Consider the following 18,048-nt stretch of genomic DNA (forward strand, 5'->3'; position numbering starts at 1 on the left):
TCCGCTCGGAGTCTAAATAAATTCATATTCATGCCCTGGTTATTCGCTTCGTAAAAAGAAAATCCGGGGCATTGTTTTTCAAACTATTAGTCGTACATTTGCAGCCCTTTTTAGGGACAACAATGATTTATAAACAATTGACAAAAAACTAAATGTCATGGATACATTGAGTTACAAAACAGTGTCGGCCAACAAAAACACCGTAAACAAGGAGTGGTTGTTGATCGATGCGGACGGCCAGACATTGGGTCGTCTTGCCAGTGAAGTGGCCAAGTTGCTTCGTGGAAAACACAAGCCAAACTTCACACCTCACGTAGACTGTGGGGACAACGTAGTAGTGATCAACGCTGCTAACATCAACTTGACCGGGAATAAGTGGCAAGACAAAACCTATATCCGACACACCGGATATCCAGGTGGACAGCGCAGCCTGAACGCCCAGGAGCTTTACGACAAAGACCCTGCTCGTTTGGTAGAGAAAGCCGTTAAAGGAATGCTTCCCAAGAACAAACTGGGAGCAGAACTTTTCCGCAACCTAAAGGTTTACGCTGGTGCCGAGCACAAGCAGGAAGCCCAAAAGCCACGTGCAATTAACCTTAACGAGATCAAGTAACGATGGAGACTATTCACAAGATAGGAAGAAGAAAGAAAGCCGTTGCCCGGGTATACCTGAGTGAAGGCAAAGGAAATATCACCGTAAACAAGCGGGAGTTTGATAACTATTTCACGACTCCTACCCTACGGTACAAAGTTCAGCAGCCACTTGCACTGACCAACAACGAAGGAAACTTCGATATCCAGGTCAATGTATACGGAGGTGGAGTAACCGGACAAGCAGAGGCCGTTCGTCTGGCTATCTCTCGCGCCATGTGCGAACTGAACGAGGAGAATCGAGGCATCTTGAAGCCAGAAGGATTACTAACGCGTGATCCGCGAATGGTCGAAAGAAAGAAATTCGGTCAGAAGAAAGCTCGGAAGAAATTCCAGTTCTCTAAACGTTAAGATTACCAAGTGCCGTCGCTTGCGGCGGCACTTATGTTCTTTATATTTTTTATTCATTAAGCTGTTATCCGCTCAGGCGGAAATTAGTTTAGCATCCAAACCAAGTCCGATTTCGGAACGGTTGCTAACTGAAACAGGAACGTAAACTAAATTTAAAATGGCAAACAACGAACAAGTCAAGGAATTACTTGACGCAGGGGTTCACTTTGGACACCTGACCCGCAAATGGAACCCGAACATGGCGCCTTATATCTACATGGAGCGCAACGGGATTCACATCATCAACTTGTACAAGACATCGGCTAAATTGGCCGAGGCTGAAGAAGCGCTAAAAAAGATCGCCGCCAGTGGGCGTAAGATCCTTTTTGTAGCTACCAAGAAACAAGCCAAGGACATCGTGGCCGAGAATGCTCAAAAGGCAAACATGCCTTATATCACAGAGCGTTGGCCAGGTGGGATGTTGACCAACTTCGTTACCATCCGTAAGGCGGTAAAGAAGATGTCTTCCATCGACCGCATGAAACAGGACGGTACCTTCAACACCCTTTCTAAGAAAGAGCGTCTGGCGGTAGACCGTACTCGTGCAAAACTAGAGAAGAACCTAGGGTCCATCTCGGACATGAACAGATTGCCTGGAGCCATCTTCGTAGTGGACATCACCCGTGAGCACATTGCTGTGAAGGAAGCCCAAAAGCTGAACATCCCCATTTTCGCTATGGTGGATACCAACAGTGACCCACGCCAGGTGGACTACGTGATCCCATCCAATGACGATGCAGGAAAGTCGATCGCCAAGATCGTATCTAGTGTTTCTGATGCCATCGTCGATGGATTGAAAGAGCGAAAGGCTGAGAAAGAGACTGAAGCTGCTGTTGCCAGCGAAGGTGCCGAGGTTAAAACTGCCCGTAAGCGCACTGCTGCTGCTCCTATTGCTGTAGCTTCAAGCGAAGAAGAATAAACTGGATCTAATAATCATTTAATTCATAGTACAATGGCAAATATCACCGCCGCTGATGTAAATAAATTGAGAAAGGCTACCGGAGCCGGAATGATGGATTGTAAGAAGGCCTTGGTCGAAGCCGATGGAGACTTTGACAAAGCCATCGAGATCCTTCGTAAGAAAGGTCAAAAGGTTGCCGCCAAACGTGCCGATCGCGATAGTAGCGAAGGGGCCGTTATCGCCAAAGTGAATGATGGGCTGAACAAAGGTGTCATCATCTCTTTGAACTGTGAAACTGATTTCGTTGCCAAGAACGAAGACTTTGTAAACCTGGCACATCAACTTGCCGAGTTGGCTTTGGAGACTTCTTCAAAGGACGAATTTATGGCTGCTGATTTCAACGGGATCTCTGTTCAGGAAAAACTGACAGAGCAAACTGGAGTGATCGGTGAGAAGATCGAGATCGGAGCCTACAAAACCTTGGAAGCTCCTTTCGTAGGGTCTTATATCCACGCTGGGAACAAGATCGCCGTGGTTACAGGATTGTCTGAATCTACAGATGGTGCCGCTATTGTGGCCAAGGACGTTGCCATGCAGGCTGCTGCCATGAACCCGGTCGCTCTGGACGAAACTGGTGTTGACCAGGCCGTGATCGATAAAGAGATCGAGATCGCCAAAGATCAACTGCGTCAGGAAGGAAAGCCAGAGGCTATGCTGGACAATATCGCCAAAGGAAAGCTGAAGCGTTTCTTTAAGGATAATACCCTGGTAAACCAGGCTTTCATCAAGGACAATAAACAAAGCGTTGCCGATTACGTGAAAACTATCGGTGATGTAAAAGTTGTTGGTTTTGAGCGTGTAGCCCTGAGCTAAACAAAACCAAGCATAACTAAAAAACCCCGGAAATTCCGGGGTTTTTTTTATGCCTTGAAGTTTTTAAATATCTGTCCGTTCGATCCTGACAGTTCCAATAATGGAAGACAGACCAGAACTGTTTCCAAGAGGCGGCGTATCGATCTCTGTGATCAAACCGGGAGGATCGGTTGGCTCATCGGGAGAAGTGTAGGTTGAACCACTATCTGTTCCCGCATCCAGGGCAACCAGGTTGACCTCCAGTTCTTCCACCAGGGTGTTACCTGAAACCAGACTCTGAGCATCTACTCCAACGAACCAATCTGGACTTGGAGATAATCCACTGATAAAGCTAATAGACGTTTTCTCCGGATCGATGGTCACCGTGACAGCTTGTTCGTCCGTGGGACCACCATCACTGCCGGCAACCGTGACCAAGAACAGTATTGTATCGTCATCGCCTTGAGCACTCAGCTCATTGACCAAAACTGCTGTATCTCCTGTTTCGGCCACAGCCTTTACTCCGTCCGACGCCTGAGTACCTTCCTGGAAAATATGGGAATTGGTGGCGTGAACTGCGACCAGAATCTCAGAGAATCTAGGATTATCCGGATAATCATCCGGGAAGTTGTCTGCCGTAAAATCAGGCCTAAATGTTATTCTGTAGGTAGCCGAGGGAGTTGGACCACCTCCGTTATCGTCAGTGGTATCGTCCGTGGGAGGGGTTCCTGAACTATCGTCAGATCCGCATCCGTAAAGGACCATACTCATCACAAAGAGGGTTAAAAACAGTTTTCTCATCATATCAATATTTCATTCTTACTATTAAGCTTTGGCTATATTACTAACAATATTTTGAAGAAAAAATTTTCCATTTAATAAGTATCTTTGCGCAAAACGGCTAGAGCATGCAATACAAGCGAATTTTACTCAAACTTTCCGGCGAAGCACTAATGGGAGATCGGAACTACGGAATCGACCCCAATAGGCTTCAGGAGTATGCCCAGGAGATCAGACAATTGACAGATCGGGAGGTTGAAGTAGCTATTGTAATTGGTGGAGGAAATATTTTCAGAGGGATTGCCGGAGCCAGTCGCGGAATGGACCGCGTCCAGGGTGATCACATGGGTATGTTGGCCACAATCATCAACGGATTGGCCTTGCAGAGTGCGCTGGAAGATGAAGGTATCGACACCCGCCTTCAATCCGCTATCAAGATCAATGAAGTGGCCGAACCTTTTATCAGAAGAAGGGCTGTCAGGCATTTAGAGAAAGGTCGTGTGGTGATCTTCGGTGGTGGGACAGGAAACCCTTATTTCACAACAGACTCGGCTGCAGTATTGCGGGCCATAGAGATCGGTGCTGATGTGATCCTTAAGGGAACCCGGGTGGACGGGATCTATTCCAGCGATCCGGAAAAGGACACCAACGCCACCAAATTTGACGACATTACCTTCAATGATGTCCTCCAAAAAGGGTTGAAGGTGATGGATACTACAGCGTTTACCTTGAGTCAGGAGAACGAACTTCCCATCATCGTATTCGATATGAACACCAGAGGTAATTTACTCAAAGTGGTTTCCGGAGAACGGATCGGAACCAAAGTAAATTTGTAAATTAGAGCAGAACGGCCCGATCAGGCTGCTTTTTGATATAATTTTATTCCGATGAACGAAGAGATTCAATTCATTTTAGACACGGCCAAGGAAGCCATGGACAACGCTATTGTTCACCTGGAAAAACGCCTGGCTAATATCAGGGCCGGAAAGGCTTCTCCGTCTATGGTATCTGGTGTTATGGTAGATTATTACGGTAGTCCTACTCCACTGAACCAGGTCGCCAATGTCAATACGCCAGATGGGATGACCATTTCCATTCAACCTTGGGAAAAGACCCTGATTCCGGAGATCGAGCGTGGAATTCACATGGCCAATTTGGGATTCAACCCAATGAACAACGGTGAGAGTGTGATCATCAATGTCCCTCCGCTGACAGAGGAAAGACGCCGCGAACTGAGCAAACAGGCTAAAGCCGAAGCTGAAGAAAGCAAGGTCGGGGTACGAAACGACCGCAAGACGGCCATGAACGAGATCAAGAAAGTGGATGCGTCGGAGGACATGAAAAGCAATGCCGAGATCGACATTCAGGAAATGACAGATTCCTATGTGACCAAGATCGATCAGATTCTGGGTTCCAAGGAGAAGGAGATCATGACCGTTTAAAATTTTATCCTCTGTATACTAAAGCGGCCTTTGAGCCGCTTTATTTTTACCTTTACATCAATAATCACCTTTCCCCGCTAATGCGCAGGATCCTCTGTCGTCTCTTCGTCTTCCTATTTCCGATTTTGTGTTGGGCCCAGACCACGACCCCTGCAGACAGTGTCTCCACAGTACAGACCAAGGAAAAATCAAGCCCCTTTATCACCGGTTTTTACCCCCTCTATTTTTTTGATGTGGATCTTCGTTCCTTCATCAGGTATAACAACTATGAAGGATTTCGTTTTGGAATTGGTGGTACCACCAATGAACGCTTGTTCGAAAACTTTAAGATCGGTGGTTATTGGGCAAAAAGTGTGAAGGACGACGCCACCAAATACAGTTTGGGGCAAGTATCCGCTTGAACAAAGAGCGGAGCACCTGGCTTAGTTTTTATTATTTCAAGGAGATCTATGAATTGGGCTCCTATCAGTTCCAGACAGATGCCCGTGTCTATTCCGTATTTGAGCCACGTAGACTGAATATTACACAATTCTACCGAAATAGAATGTGGGAAGGCACCTTACAGCGTGAATTCTCCAGCAAGGTTTTTGGAGTCTTCAATGTACGCAGGAATAAAGTGGAACAACTAGAGGACTATGCTTACCAGTTCGAAAACGGTGAGATCCTGAGTAGTTATTATATAACCGAAGGAACGCTGGCTCTGCGTATTAGCCCGAGAACGGATTTTATTACACTGGACGACGGAAGGATAGAGTATTTTGACGGTCTGCCCAAGATCAGTGCCCAGGTCACCCAAGCGTTCAAAAATGTCTGGCAAGGTGATTTTGGCTACACCAAATTTGGGTTGAAGTTTGATTATTACATCAAGAGACAAAATCTTTCGTCCTCCCAGGTTCTACTGGAAGGTTCCTGGATATTAGGAGATGCCCCCCTTACCCACCTAATGCACGCCTACCCCAACAGTCCCACCAAAGACGAGATCTTACAACGTTTTTCAATAGCGGGACGACGGAGTTTTGAAACCATGTACTTCGGTGAATTCTTTTCCAGCAAGCTGGCCACCCTACAGCTGAAACACAGTCTAAGGCGTTTCTACCTCTCGGATACATTTCAACCAGAATTGGTATTTATCACCCGCCATGCGATAGGAGGCTTGGACAATCCGGAACGACATCTTGGAATTCCGTTCAATACCCTGGATCATCTTTACAATGAAACCGGTGTAGAACTCAACCGGATTCTCTTCGGTTTTGGCCTGTCCTTCGCCTACCGATACGGGGCTTACTACTTACCTGATTTTGAGGATAACATTTCCTTCAAGTTCACATTCTACTTGAAATTATAACACTTTATTACAGGTTGTTCCGACCGTATTTTAATACCTTTGCGCGACTTTTAATCTCGCGGCTTGGACAAGCTTTTTAGTATTGGTTTTTGGAGTGCAGTTGCTCGGTTTATACTGCGTAACCGGCTGGCTATCCTTATCGTGATCACTGCTATTACGGTCTTTATGACCATGCAATGGCAGAATATGCGCTTCACCTATACGGAAGCCAACCTCCTGCCGGATGATCATCCCTACAACATCGAATACAGTCAGTTCCTGGACAAATTTGGGGAAGAAGGCAACCTAATGATCTTAGGCGTGCGAGACAGCACCTTATTTGACCAGGAAACGTTCAGGGCCTGGACCGATCTAGCCAACGAATTGAACGATCATTCCGAGGTGGACCTAACCCTCTCTATTGGCGATCTGCAAGTCCTGGAAAAACGCAAGGACACCACCGCATTCAAGTTGGCACCATTTATCCGCGATAGTATTTCATCGCAGGAGCAAATGGATCGGTACAAGTATGAGTTATTCAACAAGTTACCCTTCTATGAAGGCTTGGTTTATAGCCCAAGCAAAGAATCTGTAAGAACCGCGGTTTACCTGGACAAAGCCATTGTCAATTCTCCGGTTAGGAAGGACTTTATTTTCGACGAGGTCATCCCGCTCATCGAAGCTTTTGAAGCGGAGACCGGGGTTGAAGTGTACACTTCTGGGATGCCCTATATCAGAACTTTGAACTCCCAAAACATCATCGATGAGATTGGCATGTTCATTGGGTCTGCATTGCTGGTCACCTCCCTGATCTTCTTCTTTTTCTTCCGCTCATTCCGGGCAACCATTATATCCATGTTCACTGTGATCATAGGGGTGATGTGGGCCTTTGGAATCCTAGGGCTTTTACACTATGAGATCACGGTGCTCACCGCATTGATCCCGCCGCTGATCATCGTGATCGGGATTCCGAATTGCATATTCCTGATCAATAAATACCAACAGGAGATAAAATCGCATGGTAACCAGGCCAAATCATTACAACGAGTCATCACCAAGATCGGGAACGCAACCCTGATGACCAACGTGACCACGGCCTCTGGTTTTGCCACTTTCATTCTGACTAATAGCAAGTTGCTCAAGGAATTCGGAATCGTGGCCTCGTTGAATATACTGGCCATCTTCCTGCTGTGCCTGACCATTATACCGATCATCTACAGCTATATGCCACCCCCTAAATACAAGCACCTGAAACACCTCAACAAGCAGTGGATCGGGAGCTTCGTGGGTTGGATGGAACGCATGGTGAAGGATCACCGGATTGCCATTTTCGCGGTCTCTATTGTTTTGCTCTGTGCCAGTATCATAGGGATCTACAACATTCGTATCTCTGGTAGCTTGATCGAGGATATGCCAAAAGATGCAGGCTTCTATCAGGATATCAAGTTCTTTGAACAGGAATATGAGGGCATCCTTCCCGTAGAGATCCTAATCGACACCAAACGCAAAAAAGGTGTGATGAGCTTGGCCACATTAAAGCGTATGGATCGGTTAGAGAACGTCATTGACGAGTTCCCAGAATTCGCCCGCCCTTTGTCTGTGGTCAACTTGGTCAAGTATTCCAAACAGGCCTACTACAACAATAATCCAGAATACTTCCAACTGCCGAATGGCCAGGAAAGAAGTTTTATCCTATCCTACGCTCGTTCAAACGAAGAGGCAACCAATCTCCTATCCAGTTATGTAGATACAACCGGACAGTATGCCAGGATAACCGCCTTTATGAAGGACACCCCTACTGATCGCTTCGACCGGGTGGAAGAAGATCTTAGGCAGGAGATCGCCAAGATCTTTCCGGAGGAACGATATGATGTAGCCATAACCGGAAAAGCTTTCGTCTTCCAAAAAGGGACCAAATACCTGGTGAACAACCTCATCCTTTCACTCTCCCTGGCCATTTTCCTGATCGCCTTATTTATGGCCTGGATGTTCCGGAGTGTAAAGATGATACTGGTATCCCTGATACCCAACCTACTACCTTTGTTGATCACCGCCGGATTGATGGGCTTCCTGGGTGTTCCCATCAAACCCTCCACTATCTTGGTATTCAGTATTGCATTCGGGATCTCTGTAGATGACACTATTCACTTTCTGGCCAAATACCGTCAGGAACTCATAGCCAATAACTGGAAGATCAAGAAGTCGGTTTATCTCGCTCTGCGGGAAACAGGAGTGAGTATGTTGTATACGTCCATTGTACTGTTCTTCGGATTTTCGGTATTCACCATCTCCAGCTTTGGTGGGACGGTCGCATTGGGGGCGCTGGTTTCAGCAACACTTTTGTTTGCTATGCTGGCCAACCTGCTGCTGCTTCCTTCCCTGTTGCTATCCCTGGAGGATAATATTGCCAATAAGCAGACTCTCAGAAAACCTGCTCTACAGATCATCCCTGACGGTCAGTTGGCCGAGGAAGAGACCTTACTGGAAACCCTGGCCGAAACAGAAGAGAAAGAAAAAGAAAAGCAGACGAGCATCACCCATTAATTTCGGCTAACCAGCCCAACTTCTTCCTGTCGAAAATACTATCTTTATGGCCTTTAAAATTAGGCTCTAATGCGCTACCTGGATATACAGACTTTGCTTAGTGAAGAACCCTTATTGACCGAGGTTACGGTCAAAGGATGGGTCCGCTCTTTCCGTTCCAACAGATTTGTCGCCCTGAACGATGGATCGACCATCAAGAATATACAGTGCGTAATCGATTTCGAACAGTTCCCTACCCAAGAGATCGAACGGATCAATATCGGTTCTGCTGTTCAACTGACAGGAACTTTGGTAGAGAGTCAGGGCCAGGGTCAGAAAGTTGAGATCCAGGTCAGTTCCTTCCAGGTATTGGGTGATGCAGACCCGGAGGAGGTTAAATTGACCATACTATCTCCTAAGCGTCACAGCTTGGAAAAACTGAGAGAGCAAGCTCATTTACGTGTGCGCACCAATACCTTTGGCGCAGTTATGCGACTGCGTTCCAAATTGGCCTTTGGGGTACACAAATACTTTCAGGAGAATGGTTTCTACTATATGCATGCTCCTATCATTACAGGAAGTGATGCCGAAGGTGCCGGAGAGATGTTCCGTGTAACTACCTTCGATCTAAACAATGCCCCGTTGACAGAAGATGGAGGGATAGACTATAAGCAGGACTTCTTTGACAAGGAAACCAACCTGACCGTCAGCGGACAATTGGAAGCCGAGACTTACGCCATGGGATTGGGTAAGGTATACACATTTGGACCAACCTTTCGGGCCGAGAATTCCAATACTTCCCGTCACCTGGCCGAATTTTGGATGATAGAACCGGAAGTAGCCTTCTGCGACCTGGATGGCAACATGGACCTGGCCGAGGATTTCATCAAGAGTGTTATTCAGTACGCTTTGGATAACTGTGATGACGACCTCGAATTTTTAGAAAACCGGTTGATCCAAGAGGACAAGACCAAGCCTCAGAACGAACGATCAGAAATGACCCTCAGAGAGCGCTTGCACTTTGTGGTAGACAACACCTTCAAGCGGGTTACTTACACCGAGGCGATTGACATCCTGAAAAACTCCAAACCCAACAAAAAGAAAAAATTCAAGTTCCCGATAGACGAATGGGGTGCGGATCTACAAAGTGAACACGAAAGATTCTTAGTAGAGAAACACTTTAAATGCCCGGTGATCCTTTTTGACTATCCCGCCAACATCAAAGCCTTTTATATGCGGCTGAATGAGGATGAAAAGACGGTCAGGGCGATGGATGTCCTTTTCCCGGGTATAGGGGAGATCGTTGGAGGGTCTCAGCGTGAAGAACGATATGATGTACTGTTGGACAAGATGAAAGCTATGGACATTCCTCAGGAAGAGCTACAGTGGTATCTGGACCTGCGAAAGTTTGGTACGGCGGTTCACAGTGGTTTTGGCCTTGGCTTTGAACGGCTGGTCCAGTTTGTAACCGGAATGGGTAACATCCGTGATGTGATCCCTTATCCGAGAACTCCGGGAAATGCCAAATTTTAAATGCCTTTTTAAAGGATCCGAGCCGTTATTCCTAAAGTAAATTCCCACTTTTTTTTACTTTTAAGGTAAGGCTGACCCCCTATGTTAAAACAACAACTCAATTTCAAGCTCTCTCAAAAGCTGTCTCCCCAGCAGATTCAGCTGATGAAGCTTATCCAATTGCCAACTCAGGCCTTTGAACAACGGGTCTCCCAGGAAATGGAAGAGAACCCTGCCTTGGAAGGTGGAAAGGATCAAAAAGACAGTTTGGATGACGAGTTTGGGTCGGATAATTATGACGATGCCTCTGAGGGAGAAGTGATCGAAACAGAGATCAACGTTGACGAATATCTGAGCGATGACGAGATCCCCAGTTATAAGCTGTCGGCCAATAATTATGGGGACGAAGAGGAGAAACAGACGCCTTATGCTTCCGGGACCTCATTTAATCAGTATTTATTGGGGCAACTTCGCACCTATCGGCTAGACGATCAGGAGACCGATATCGCCCGTTTCCTGGTTGGTAGTGTTGATGAAAGCGGTTATATCCGCAGAGAGATGGACGACATCGTCGACGACCTGGCCTTTACCCAGAACATCTATACGGATGTGGAGACAGTAGAAAAAGTACTGGAGAAGGTACAGGAGCTAGACCCGGCAGGTGTTGGCGCAAGGGATCTACAGGAATGTCTCAGCATACAATTGCAAAGGAAGGCTGCGAATCCGGAGGTCGATCTGGCCCAAAGAATAGTCGATGAGGCCTTTGACCAATTCTCGAAAAAGCACTACAAGAAATTGATGAGCAAATTCGATATCTCTGAAGACGAGCTTCGCTCGGCCATTCAGGAGATCGAAGGTCTAAATCCCAAACCGGGAGGGGCCTATTCAGGCAACACTCGAATTGTAGAGCACGTTGTGCCGGATTTTACCATTCGCATCGTTGATGGACAACTGGAATTGACATTAAATGGTCGTAATGCTCCAGAATTACACGTTTCAAGGGAGTATTCCGATATGTTGAAGGGCTACAAGGACGCCAAGGAAAAAACCAAGTCTCAAAAAGATGCAGTCCTGTTCATCAAGCAAAAACTGGATGCGGCCAAGTGGTTTATCGATGCGATTAAGCAGCGTCAGCAGACCCTCTATGTCACCATGAATGCCATCATGCATCACCAGGAAGAATACTTCCTCACAGGAGATGAACGCAAACTGAAACCCATGATCCTCAAGGACATTGCAGATAAGATCAATATGGATGTTTCCACCGTTTCCCGGGTAGCCAATAGCAAATATGTAGATACTCCTTACGGCACAAAATTGATCAAGGAATTCTTTAGCGAATCTATGACCAATGTCGAAGGCGAAGAGGTCAGTACCCGAGAGATCAAAAAGATTCTGGAGATCACCATAGCCGAGGAGGACAAGCGCAAACCCCTAACTGACGACAAGCTCGCCCAGATATTGAAAGAGAAGGGATATCCCATAGCCCGAAGGACTGTGGCCAAATATAGGGAGCAGTTGGATCTGCCCGTTGCCCGACTTAGAAAGGAGATTTGATGGGCTTTCTTCTCAAAGCAGGTGCTTATATATTCCATCCATTGCTGATGCCCGTGATGGGCACCTTACTCTATTACCAGGTAAGCCCACGCTTTATTGAGCCCGAATTGAGGTTGACCAAGATCTTTGCCGTGGCAATTATCACCTTTTTTATTCCGGTGATCTCTTTCTTCCTACTGAGAAATCTCAGGCTGGTCGAGTCCATTCATCTCAGAACGGTCAAAGAGAGGAAATTCCCCTTAATGATCAACTGTCTGTTGATTCTTCTTATCGTTAAACTAGTCTTTGATCCCTACCAGGACCCAGAATTGTACTACTTCTTCGTAGCTATACTTTTTACTACCATAACTGCCTTGATACTGGTCATGTTAAAATTCAAGGTCTCTCTCCATCAAATGGGAATAGCCGGCGTCACCTTTTTCCTGATCGGGCTCAGTGTGCACTTCCAGGTGAATATGTTGGTCTGGATAGGATTCAATCTTTTTGCCAATGGCTGGGTGGCCAGTTCCAGGCTATATACCCGCTCCCATACTTACCCTGAATTAATCATCGGGTTCTTTGTAGGGGCTATTCCCCAGTTGACTCTAATGAACTTCTGGCTATAGGATATAGAAGATCAGACCCAGTTTTAGGGCCTGGAAATTGACCTCTTGTCCATCTTCCGTCCTTCCGTCCGGGAAGAATGGATTAAGCCCGTAATAGCCGTAGAAGTTAAAGGTGCTATACCCCATACTGAGCGTCACACCCATACGGAACTTTTCAAATTCTGGTATCTCTGTGGTCGTTATGGTGTTTCCGGATTCCTTTAATTTTGACTTGTGGTAATAGGAATATCCAAATCGGACACCGCCGTAGATCCTCCAGAACTTATTATATGCTGAGGTAGAGGTTCGCCAACGAAATTCAATGGGGAGTTCGATGGTGTAAACAGCCAGACGATTAGAATTAAAATCCCGATCGTCGTCCAACACTTCGAATAAGGTGCTGTTATTATTACGCTTCTGGATAAAGAGGTTTTGGCCGTACTGATCGAAGGATATTCCCGCTCCCACGGCTATGGCAATATTGCGTTGAGCATTGACGGGCATATCGCGGAGAAAACCCGCGAAAACACCCCCTGATACCCCCCGTATACTTACTCCGTTGGGTACGTTAAGGGGAACATTGTAGCTGATCCCTACATAGAACTGATCTTCCCGATACCGATCGTCTATTGGCAGACTATCCGTGGGTTGGGTTTGTTGTTCGGTCTGACTGAAGGCTGGGAAAATGACGACCAAGCTAAACAACACAAAGAGAAGCGAAATCCGAAAGAGGTTGATCATGGTCTAAAGTTGATTAACAAATTTAGTTTTTTTTTCACGCCAGCAACAGGTCGCCCTTTCGTTTCGTCTGTAAATAAAAAAAGCCCCGGAAAAATCCGGGGCTTTTGTGCTCTTTAAACCAAAATATCAATTATCCAGCTGATTTCCTGGAGTCGTGATATAAATAATCTTTGTCATATTCAAATCCCTCAATTCCTGTTTGATATCCGATACCAAACCTGTATTGGTTTCCTCATCTACTTTCAATGCAACCATCACTTTGTCCTGCAATTCTGGACGAAGCTTTGCACGGAGTTCGTTAAGGGCGAATTTGATGTTGGAGATATCCGTATACTTATCTCCGATCTGGATCTTACCTTCTGTACCGTACGTTTCTTGATACTGCGGACCAGGTTTCCCGGCATAAATAAAGATCGAACGATCCTTCTTTAGCTTCTCAACCTGATCTCCTTTTGGTAGTTTCTGCTGCACCAGCAAATTGCTGTCTCGCAAAACGGTTACTACCATAAAGAAGAATAACAACATAAAAACGATATCAGGCAAAGACGCCGTCGATATGGCTGGAAGATCTCCTCCCTGTTTCTTCTTAAACTTAGACATGTGCTATGTTGTTAAATTATTGTCCTCTTTTCTTAGGCTCAGCTTCAGAAAGCTTGAGCGGTATCATCTTCTGGATGTTTTGTAATTTCTCCTCAGTGGCTTCAATATCACCATTGAAGTTACCCTCATCTATGGATTTCTTGACATCTGTGAACTTCCAGCCGTATAATCGCTGTGATTCTCTGTCACGAAGGAAATTATAGGCCGCCACTAGTTCATTCTGAACGGCGATATACATCTTGTAAGACGTCAAACGGTCATTCTGAACAGAAATAACTGCCTTTTCAGGGTTATCAGAAGATTCTGCAGAACGCAAGCCCTTACAATAATTGCAGTACTCCGGAGTCCCGGCCGGGGCACCTCCATTATCGATAAAGTCGATAGCAGCTTGCCGCAGATCTTTAAGTTCCATCAGCTCCTCTTCTACGAGTAACTGATCATCCTTGTTGACGTTCACAATAAAGAGGTTCTTGTCTTTAATGATGACGTCATCTTCGATGTCTTCTTGCTTAGGAGGCAACTGTCGGGCGATACCCTTGTCCTTCTCGATGGTCGTTGTGACCAGGAAAAAGATCAGGAGCAGGAAGGCGATATCCGCCATGGACCCGGCATTAACCTCTGGTGTTGCTCTTCTTGCCATTATTTATTCATCACTTTTCTTATTCCTCCGTAAGCCATCGATCCGATAGCCAGTATTACCAGGATATAGAAGGTTCTCAATCCGGCTCCAACCCAGCGGGCTCCACCAGCAGAGAGCATTTCCCCGTCCTGTAGTGGGGTCTCAACTCCGCTTGACATTCCGTATGCTATGGCAACGACGGCTACAAACACACCTATAGACATTAAGGTCTTCTTGATGTTTCCGGCAGCCAGGCCTTTCAGCACAAAGATCAATACGAAGAAAAAGACCAGTGCAAAGGTGATATAGGCAACGTACATGAATCCATCTACGCCCTCTCCCGTCGCTTTGACGACATCATCGCCTGCATTGATGATCATGGCCAGGGAGATTACTCCAGCCAGACTCAATACAAGAGCGACAATTCTAATTATTTTGTGTAATCCCATTGTCTCTGGTCTTTAAAATTATTTTTTGTTCTTGTAGTCTACCAACATATCGATCAAAGTGATGGAAGCATCTTCCATGCTGTTAACGATACTATCGATCTTCGCGATAATGTAGTTGTAGAAGATCTGAAGGATGATGGCCACGATCAAACCGAATACAGTTGTCAAAAGTGCCACCTTAATACCTCCTGCTACTAGAGATGGGTTCATATCACCGGCAGACTCGATCTTGTCAAAGGCTAAGATCATACCGATTACTGTTCCCATGAACCCAAGCATCGGAGCCAGGGCGATAAACAATGAAATCCAGGAAACGTTCTTTTCTAATTGCCCCATCTGAACTCCTCCGTAAGCCACAACTGCTTTCTCTGCAGCTTCGATGCTTTCATCGGCTCGGTCCAGACCTTGGTAATAAATAGAAGCAACAGGTCCTTTTGTGTTTCGACATACTTCTTTTGCAGCATCAACTCCTCCGCTATTTAGAGCGTCCTCTACACTTTGTGCCAATTTCTTGGTGTTAGTTGTAGAAAGGTTAAGGAAAATGATACGCTCAATGGCGATGGCCAATCCCAAGATCAAACAAAGTAATACGATCCCCATGAATCCAGGACCTCCTTCGATGAATCGTTGTTTCAGGTTTTGATGAAAACTGGCTTCTTCTCCTCCTTCAGCATCCTGAACAAAGGATACTTGGGTCCAAGTGGCCAGTGATTCCACTGTGGTTGGCATCTCAGAGTTTGCCGTCGTTGCTTTTGCATTAAAGGTACCCGCAAAAACCATTGCGGCAACTGCCATAATAGAAAATAATCGTTTCATTGCTATCGACTTAAAGTTTGTTTTAGTTTAAGGTTTAAAGATATAAAAATATTTAGTTAATCTGCAAGCTGAAAAAGCCCGCAAAAAGCATTAAATACTTAGGTTTTACAATACTTAAGGGAGATTTACTAAACGTAGAAAATCCCCGGTTAAAACCGCGACAAAGCCCCCTAATAGAATCCAACTGACTGTCGGTGTGGAGGTAGGACATTCGTTTGAGGTTATACCGCAACGTCTGTCCTAGAGGATCGGTTCAAATTTTAGTTTTGGGGGCTGACCTAATGACCGACTACATATCAATAATTAGACCAATTTGCAGAGAGGAAGGGATTCGAACCCTCGATACGCTTTTGGCGTATACACACTTTCCAGGCGTGCGCCTTCGACCACTCGGCCACCTCTCTAAAAAAACCCTAAAAAGCTATTTCTTCAAAGGGGTGAGCAAATAACAAAAAAAAATGTTTTCAATAAAATTTATGGGGTATTATTTAGGCCATTTCTCCCCTAATCGCAGTTTCGAATAAGGTTTTAAAGCTGCGTGCTCCAATTTCCTGTCCCAGCAGGTACATCATTTTGGTCAGGGCAGCTTCTGAGGTCAGGTCTTTTCCGGAGATCACACCCATTTTCTTCAGATGGATACTAGTGGCATAAACTCCCATATCTACCCCTCCTCCATTACATTGGGTAATGTTCACAACGGGTATTCCTCGTTTAATGACTTGTTTCAGGCAGTGAGCCAACCACGGTTCTGTCGTCACATTTCCGCTACCATAGGTTTCCAAGACAACCCCTTTGAGTTCCGGGTAGCTCAGTTGATAGCGAAAGAGGTCCGCCGACATGCCGGGAAACATCTTTATCAAAACAATGCGGGTATCCATCTGGGTATGTACCACCAGTGCTTTCCTCCGGTTAGGTTGAAACAGGGTCTCCTGATAGACCTTTAAGTTGACCCCGCTCTCGGCCAAGGGGGATAATTAGGAGAATCAAAGGCTTCAAAATGTTCAGTATTCACCTTGGTCGTCCTGTTGGCCCGATACAATTTGTATTCAAAGTAAAGACAAACCTCAGAAATGATGGGGCGCCCCCCTTTCTGCAGGCCTGCAATCTGAACAGCAGTGATCAGGTTTTCTTTGGCATCCGTCCGAAGATCTCCTATGGGTAGTTGCGATCCCGTAAAGATGACCGGTTTATCCAGGTTCTCCAACATAAAACTTAAAGCAGAGGCCGTAAAGGACATGGTGTCACTTCCGTGAAGAACAACAAAACCATCGAACTGTTCGTATTGCTTTTCAATGATCACGGCGAGTTCAGACCAATAGTCCGGATTCATATCCGAACTATCTATCGGCTCACTGAATTGAGTTGTACTGATATTGCAATCCAATAATTGCAATTCCGGAATATGCTGCAGTAACTCCTCAAAATTGAAATTGTGAAGAGCTCCGGTTTCAAAATCCTTGATCATACCAATGGTACCACCGGTATAGATCAACAATATGTCGGGATTTCGCTTCAAGATTTTTTTATTCCTTTCTCGAACACCTCCATGGCATTCTTCGTTGTTTCACGGGCCACCTCATTTGGTGTTACATCGTAAACCTGAGCGAGTTTCTCGCAGACCAAAGATAAATAACTGCTTTCGTTCCTCTTCCCCCTGTAAGGCACCGGTGAGAGATAGGGTGAATCGGTTTCCAATACCAAGTGCTTCATCTCTACTTGATCTAAAAACTGATCGATCTTGCCATTCTTGAAGGTGACCACGCCTCCAATGCCCAGTTTCATGCCCAGGTCTATAGCTTGATTGGCCTGATCTAGCGTTCCGGTGAAACAATGGAATATCCCTCTTAACAATGGCCCTCTGTGCTGCTCCAAGACATCGAAGATCTCATCAAAAGATTCCCGGCAATGGATCACAATGGGTAACTGCTTGGATTTGGCCAATTCGATCTGTTGATGAAAGGCGTCGATCTGCCAGGCTATGGTGCTTTTATCCCAGTAAAGATCGATACCGATCTCTCCCACTGCCCAGAAATCGCGTGCTTCGAACTGCCTAAACACATGTTCCAATTCCTCCTTGAAATTGGCCTTGACGGAGGTCGGGTGCAGCCCCATCATCAGCCTCATCTGATCCGGATATTGATCTTCCAGACGATACATGGATTCCGTATACGAAGAATCGATGGCCGGTAAGTAGAACAATTCAACACCCCGCTCCCGGGCCCGACCGATCATCTGGTCCCGATCGTCATCAAAGGCCTCACTGTATAAATGACAATGCGTATCAATTAGCATGAGGCAAAGCTAAAT

19 protein-coding genes, 1 tRNA gene and 1 pseudogene are annotated in these 18,048 nt (G+C 45.9%); 12 read left to right on the forward strand and 9 right to left on the reverse strand.

Annotated features, from left to right (window positions below; genetic code table 11):
* Positions 1-157 precede the first annotated feature (157 nt).
* From rplM to tsf, 4 genes are all read left to right on the forward strand, one after another.
* Complete coding sequence (gene rplM / locus BST85_RS10070) at positions 158-613, forward strand: 50S ribosomal protein L13 (protein WP_104813119.1); 456 nt, start codon at positions 158-160, stop codon at positions 611-613.
* A 2-nt stretch (positions 614-615) separates the two neighbouring features.
* The gene (rpsI, locus tag BST85_RS10075; RefSeq protein ID WP_104813120.1) at positions 616-1,002 is read left to right on the forward strand and encodes a 30S ribosomal protein S9; all 387 of its coding nucleotides are present in this window, start codon (positions 616-618) and stop codon (positions 1,000-1,002) included.
* 157 nt (positions 1,003-1,159) lie between these two features.
* Positions 1,160-1,960 (forward strand): 30S ribosomal protein S2, encoded by an 801-nt coding sequence (rpsB, locus tag BST85_RS10080; RefSeq protein ID WP_104813121.1) that lies wholly within the window; start codon positions 1,160-1,162, stop codon positions 1,958-1,960.
* A gap of 33 nt (positions 1,961-1,993) precedes the next feature.
* Positions 1,994-2,815 (forward strand): translation elongation factor Ts, encoded by an 822-nt coding sequence (tsf, locus tag BST85_RS10085; protein WP_104813122.1) that lies wholly within the window; start codon positions 1,994-1,996, stop codon positions 2,813-2,815.
* Between the two features lie 63 nt (positions 2,816-2,878).
* Here the strand turns inward: tsf and BST85_RS10090 are convergent, their stop codons facing one another.
* Positions 2,879-3,595, reverse strand: a complete 717-nt coding sequence (locus BST85_RS10090) for a spondin domain-containing protein (protein ID WP_181040004.1) — start codon at positions 3,593-3,595, stop codon at positions 2,879-2,881.
* Between the two features lie 107 nt (positions 3,596-3,702).
* Between BST85_RS10090 and pyrH the strand changes: the two genes are divergently transcribed.
* From pyrH to BST85_RS10130, 8 genes are all read left to right on the forward strand, one after another.
* On the forward strand, positions 3,703-4,410 hold the full coding sequence (pyrH, locus tag BST85_RS10095; RefSeq protein WP_104813124.1) for a UMP kinase: 708 nt from the start codon (positions 3,703-3,705) through the stop codon (positions 4,408-4,410).
* A gap of 51 nt (positions 4,411-4,461) precedes the next feature.
* Positions 4,462-5,016: a ribosome recycling factor gene (frr, locus tag BST85_RS10100; protein WP_104813125.1), complete on the forward strand. Its 555-nt coding sequence runs from the start codon at positions 4,462-4,464 to the stop codon at positions 5,014-5,016.
* Positions 5,017-5,096: 80 nt separating this feature from the next.
* On the forward strand, positions 5,097-5,417 hold the full coding sequence (locus tag BST85_RS10105) for a hypothetical protein (protein ID WP_104813126.1): 321 nt from the start codon (positions 5,097-5,099) through the stop codon (positions 5,415-5,417).
* Complete coding sequence (locus tag BST85_RS10110; protein ID WP_104813127.1) at positions 5,414-6,361, forward strand: hypothetical protein; 948 nt, start codon at positions 5,414-5,416, stop codon at positions 6,359-6,361. Before BST85_RS10105 ends, BST85_RS10110 begins: the two co-directional genes overlap by 4 nt.
* Before the next feature lie 63 nt (positions 6,362-6,424).
* Positions 6,425-8,884, forward strand: a complete 2,460-nt coding sequence (locus tag BST85_RS10115; RefSeq protein WP_104813128.1) for an efflux RND transporter permease subunit — start codon at positions 6,425-6,427, stop codon at positions 8,882-8,884.
* A 69-nt stretch (positions 8,885-8,953) separates the two neighbouring features.
* On the forward strand, positions 8,954-10,396 hold the full coding sequence (asnS, locus tag BST85_RS10120; RefSeq protein WP_104813129.1) for an asparagine--tRNA ligase: 1,443 nt from the start codon (positions 8,954-8,956) through the stop codon (positions 10,394-10,396).
* 81 nt (positions 10,397-10,477) lie between these two features.
* Positions 10,478-11,932 (forward strand): RNA polymerase factor sigma-54, encoded by a 1,455-nt coding sequence (gene rpoN, locus BST85_RS10125; protein ID WP_104813130.1) that lies wholly within the window; start codon positions 10,478-10,480, stop codon positions 11,930-11,932.
* The gene (locus BST85_RS10130) at positions 11,932-12,537 is read left to right on the forward strand and encodes a hypothetical protein (protein ID WP_104813131.1); all 606 of its coding nucleotides are present in this window, start codon (positions 11,932-11,934) and stop codon (positions 12,535-12,537) included. The genes rpoN and BST85_RS10130 overlap by 1 nt, the downstream gene beginning before the upstream one ends.
* Here the strand turns inward: BST85_RS10130 and BST85_RS10135 are convergent.
* The 8 genes and pseudogenes from BST85_RS10135 to BST85_RS10170 all read right to left on the reverse strand — a co-directional run bounded on the left by BST85_RS10135 (position 12,532) and on the right by BST85_RS10170 (position 18,033).
* The gene (locus BST85_RS10135; RefSeq protein ID WP_104813132.1) at positions 12,532-13,257 is read right to left on the reverse strand and encodes a porin family protein; all 726 of its coding nucleotides are present in this window, start codon (positions 13,255-13,257) and stop codon (positions 12,532-12,534) included. The two genes, BST85_RS10130 and BST85_RS10135, sit on opposite strands and share 6 nt — an antisense overlap.
* Before the next feature lie 126 nt (positions 13,258-13,383).
* The gene (locus BST85_RS10140) at positions 13,384-13,857 is read right to left on the reverse strand and encodes an ExbD/TolR family protein (protein ID WP_104813133.1); all 474 of its coding nucleotides are present in this window, start codon (positions 13,855-13,857) and stop codon (positions 13,384-13,386) included.
* Between the two features lie 16 nt (positions 13,858-13,873).
* Positions 13,874-14,497 carry an ExbD/TolR family protein gene (locus BST85_RS10145; protein ID WP_104813134.1) on the reverse strand — a complete coding sequence of 208 codons (624 nt, stop codon included), beginning with the start codon at positions 14,495-14,497 and terminating at the stop codon, positions 13,874-13,876.
* Positions 14,497-14,925 (reverse strand): hypothetical protein, encoded by a 429-nt coding sequence (locus BST85_RS10150; protein WP_104813135.1) that lies wholly within the window; start codon positions 14,923-14,925, stop codon positions 14,497-14,499. Before BST85_RS10150 ends, BST85_RS10145 begins: the two co-directional genes overlap by 1 nt.
* A gap of 18 nt (positions 14,926-14,943) precedes the next feature.
* Positions 14,944-15,741, reverse strand: coding sequence for a MotA/TolQ/ExbB proton channel family protein (locus BST85_RS10155; RefSeq protein WP_104813136.1), 798 nt, complete (start codon positions 15,739-15,741; stop codon positions 14,944-14,946).
* 316 nt (positions 15,742-16,057) lie between these two features.
* Positions 16,058-16,145 (reverse strand) — tRNA-Ser (locus BST85_RS10160).
* Between the two features lie 84 nt (positions 16,146-16,229).
* Positions 16,230-17,257: pseudogene (locus BST85_RS10165) on the reverse strand (asparaginase).
* On the reverse strand, positions 17,254-18,033 hold the full coding sequence (locus BST85_RS10170) for a TatD family hydrolase (RefSeq protein ID WP_104813137.1): 780 nt from the start codon (positions 18,031-18,033) through the stop codon (positions 17,254-17,256). The pseudogene BST85_RS10165 and the gene BST85_RS10170 overlap by 4 nt, the downstream one beginning before the upstream one ends.
* Positions 18,034-18,048: the final 15 nt, after the last annotated feature.

This window comes from Aureitalea marina (assembly GCF_002943755.1).
In the GTDB taxonomy this organism is placed as follows: domain Bacteria; phylum Bacteroidota; class Bacteroidia; order Flavobacteriales; family Flavobacteriaceae; genus Aureitalea; species Aureitalea marina.

Excerpts from the sequence above, each read along its gene's own strand:
- rplM (WP_104813119.1), top strand. The coding sequence starts at position 158 with ATGGATACATTGAGTTACAAAACAGTGTCGGCCAACAAAAACACCGTA.
- rpsI (WP_104813120.1), top strand. The coding sequence starts at position 616 with ATGGAGACTATTCACAAGATAGGAAGAAGAAAGAAAGCCGTTGCCCGG.
- rpsB (WP_104813121.1), top strand. The coding sequence starts at position 1,160 with ATGGCAAACAACGAACAAGTCAAGGAATTACTTGACGCAGGGGTTCAC.
- tsf (WP_104813122.1), top strand. The coding sequence starts at position 1,994 with ATGGCAAATATCACCGCCGCTGATGTAAATAAATTGAGAAAGGCTACC.
- BST85_RS10090 (WP_181040004.1), bottom strand. The coding sequence starts at position 3,595 with ATGAGAAAACTGTTTTTAACCCTCTTTGTGATGAGTATGGTCCTTTAC.
- pyrH (WP_104813124.1), top strand. The coding sequence starts at position 3,703 with ATGCAATACAAGCGAATTTTACTCAAACTTTCCGGCGAAGCACTAATG.
- frr (WP_104813125.1), top strand. The coding sequence starts at position 4,462 with ATGAACGAAGAGATTCAATTCATTTTAGACACGGCCAAGGAAGCCATG.
- BST85_RS10105 (WP_104813126.1), top strand. The coding sequence starts at position 5,097 with ATGCGCAGGATCCTCTGTCGTCTCTTCGTCTTCCTATTTCCGATTTTG.
- asnS (WP_104813129.1), top strand. The coding sequence starts at position 8,954 with ATGCGCTACCTGGATATACAGACTTTGCTTAGTGAAGAACCCTTATTG.
- rpoN (WP_104813130.1), top strand. The coding sequence starts at position 10,478 with ATGTTAAAACAACAACTCAATTTCAAGCTCTCTCAAAAGCTGTCTCCC.
- BST85_RS10130 (WP_104813131.1), top strand. The coding sequence starts at position 11,932 with ATGGGCTTTCTTCTCAAAGCAGGTGCTTATATATTCCATCCATTGCTG.
- BST85_RS10135 (WP_104813132.1), bottom strand. The coding sequence starts at position 13,257 with ATGATCAACCTCTTTCGGATTTCGCTTCTCTTTGTGTTGTTTAGCTTG.
- BST85_RS10140 (WP_104813133.1), bottom strand. The coding sequence starts at position 13,857 with ATGTCTAAGTTTAAGAAGAAACAGGGAGGAGATCTTCCAGCCATATCG.
- BST85_RS10145 (WP_104813134.1), bottom strand. The coding sequence starts at position 14,497 with ATGGCAAGAAGAGCAACACCAGAGGTTAATGCCGGGTCCATGGCGGAT.
- BST85_RS10150 (WP_104813135.1), bottom strand. The coding sequence starts at position 14,925 with ATGGGATTACACAAAATAATTAGAATTGTCGCTCTTGTATTGAGTCTG.
- BST85_RS10155 (WP_104813136.1), bottom strand. The coding sequence starts at position 15,741 with ATGAAACGATTATTTTCTATTATGGCAGTTGCCGCAATGGTTTTTGCG.
- BST85_RS10170 (WP_104813137.1), bottom strand. The coding sequence starts at position 18,033 with ATGCTAATTGATACGCATTGTCATTTATACAGTGAGGCCTTTGATGAC.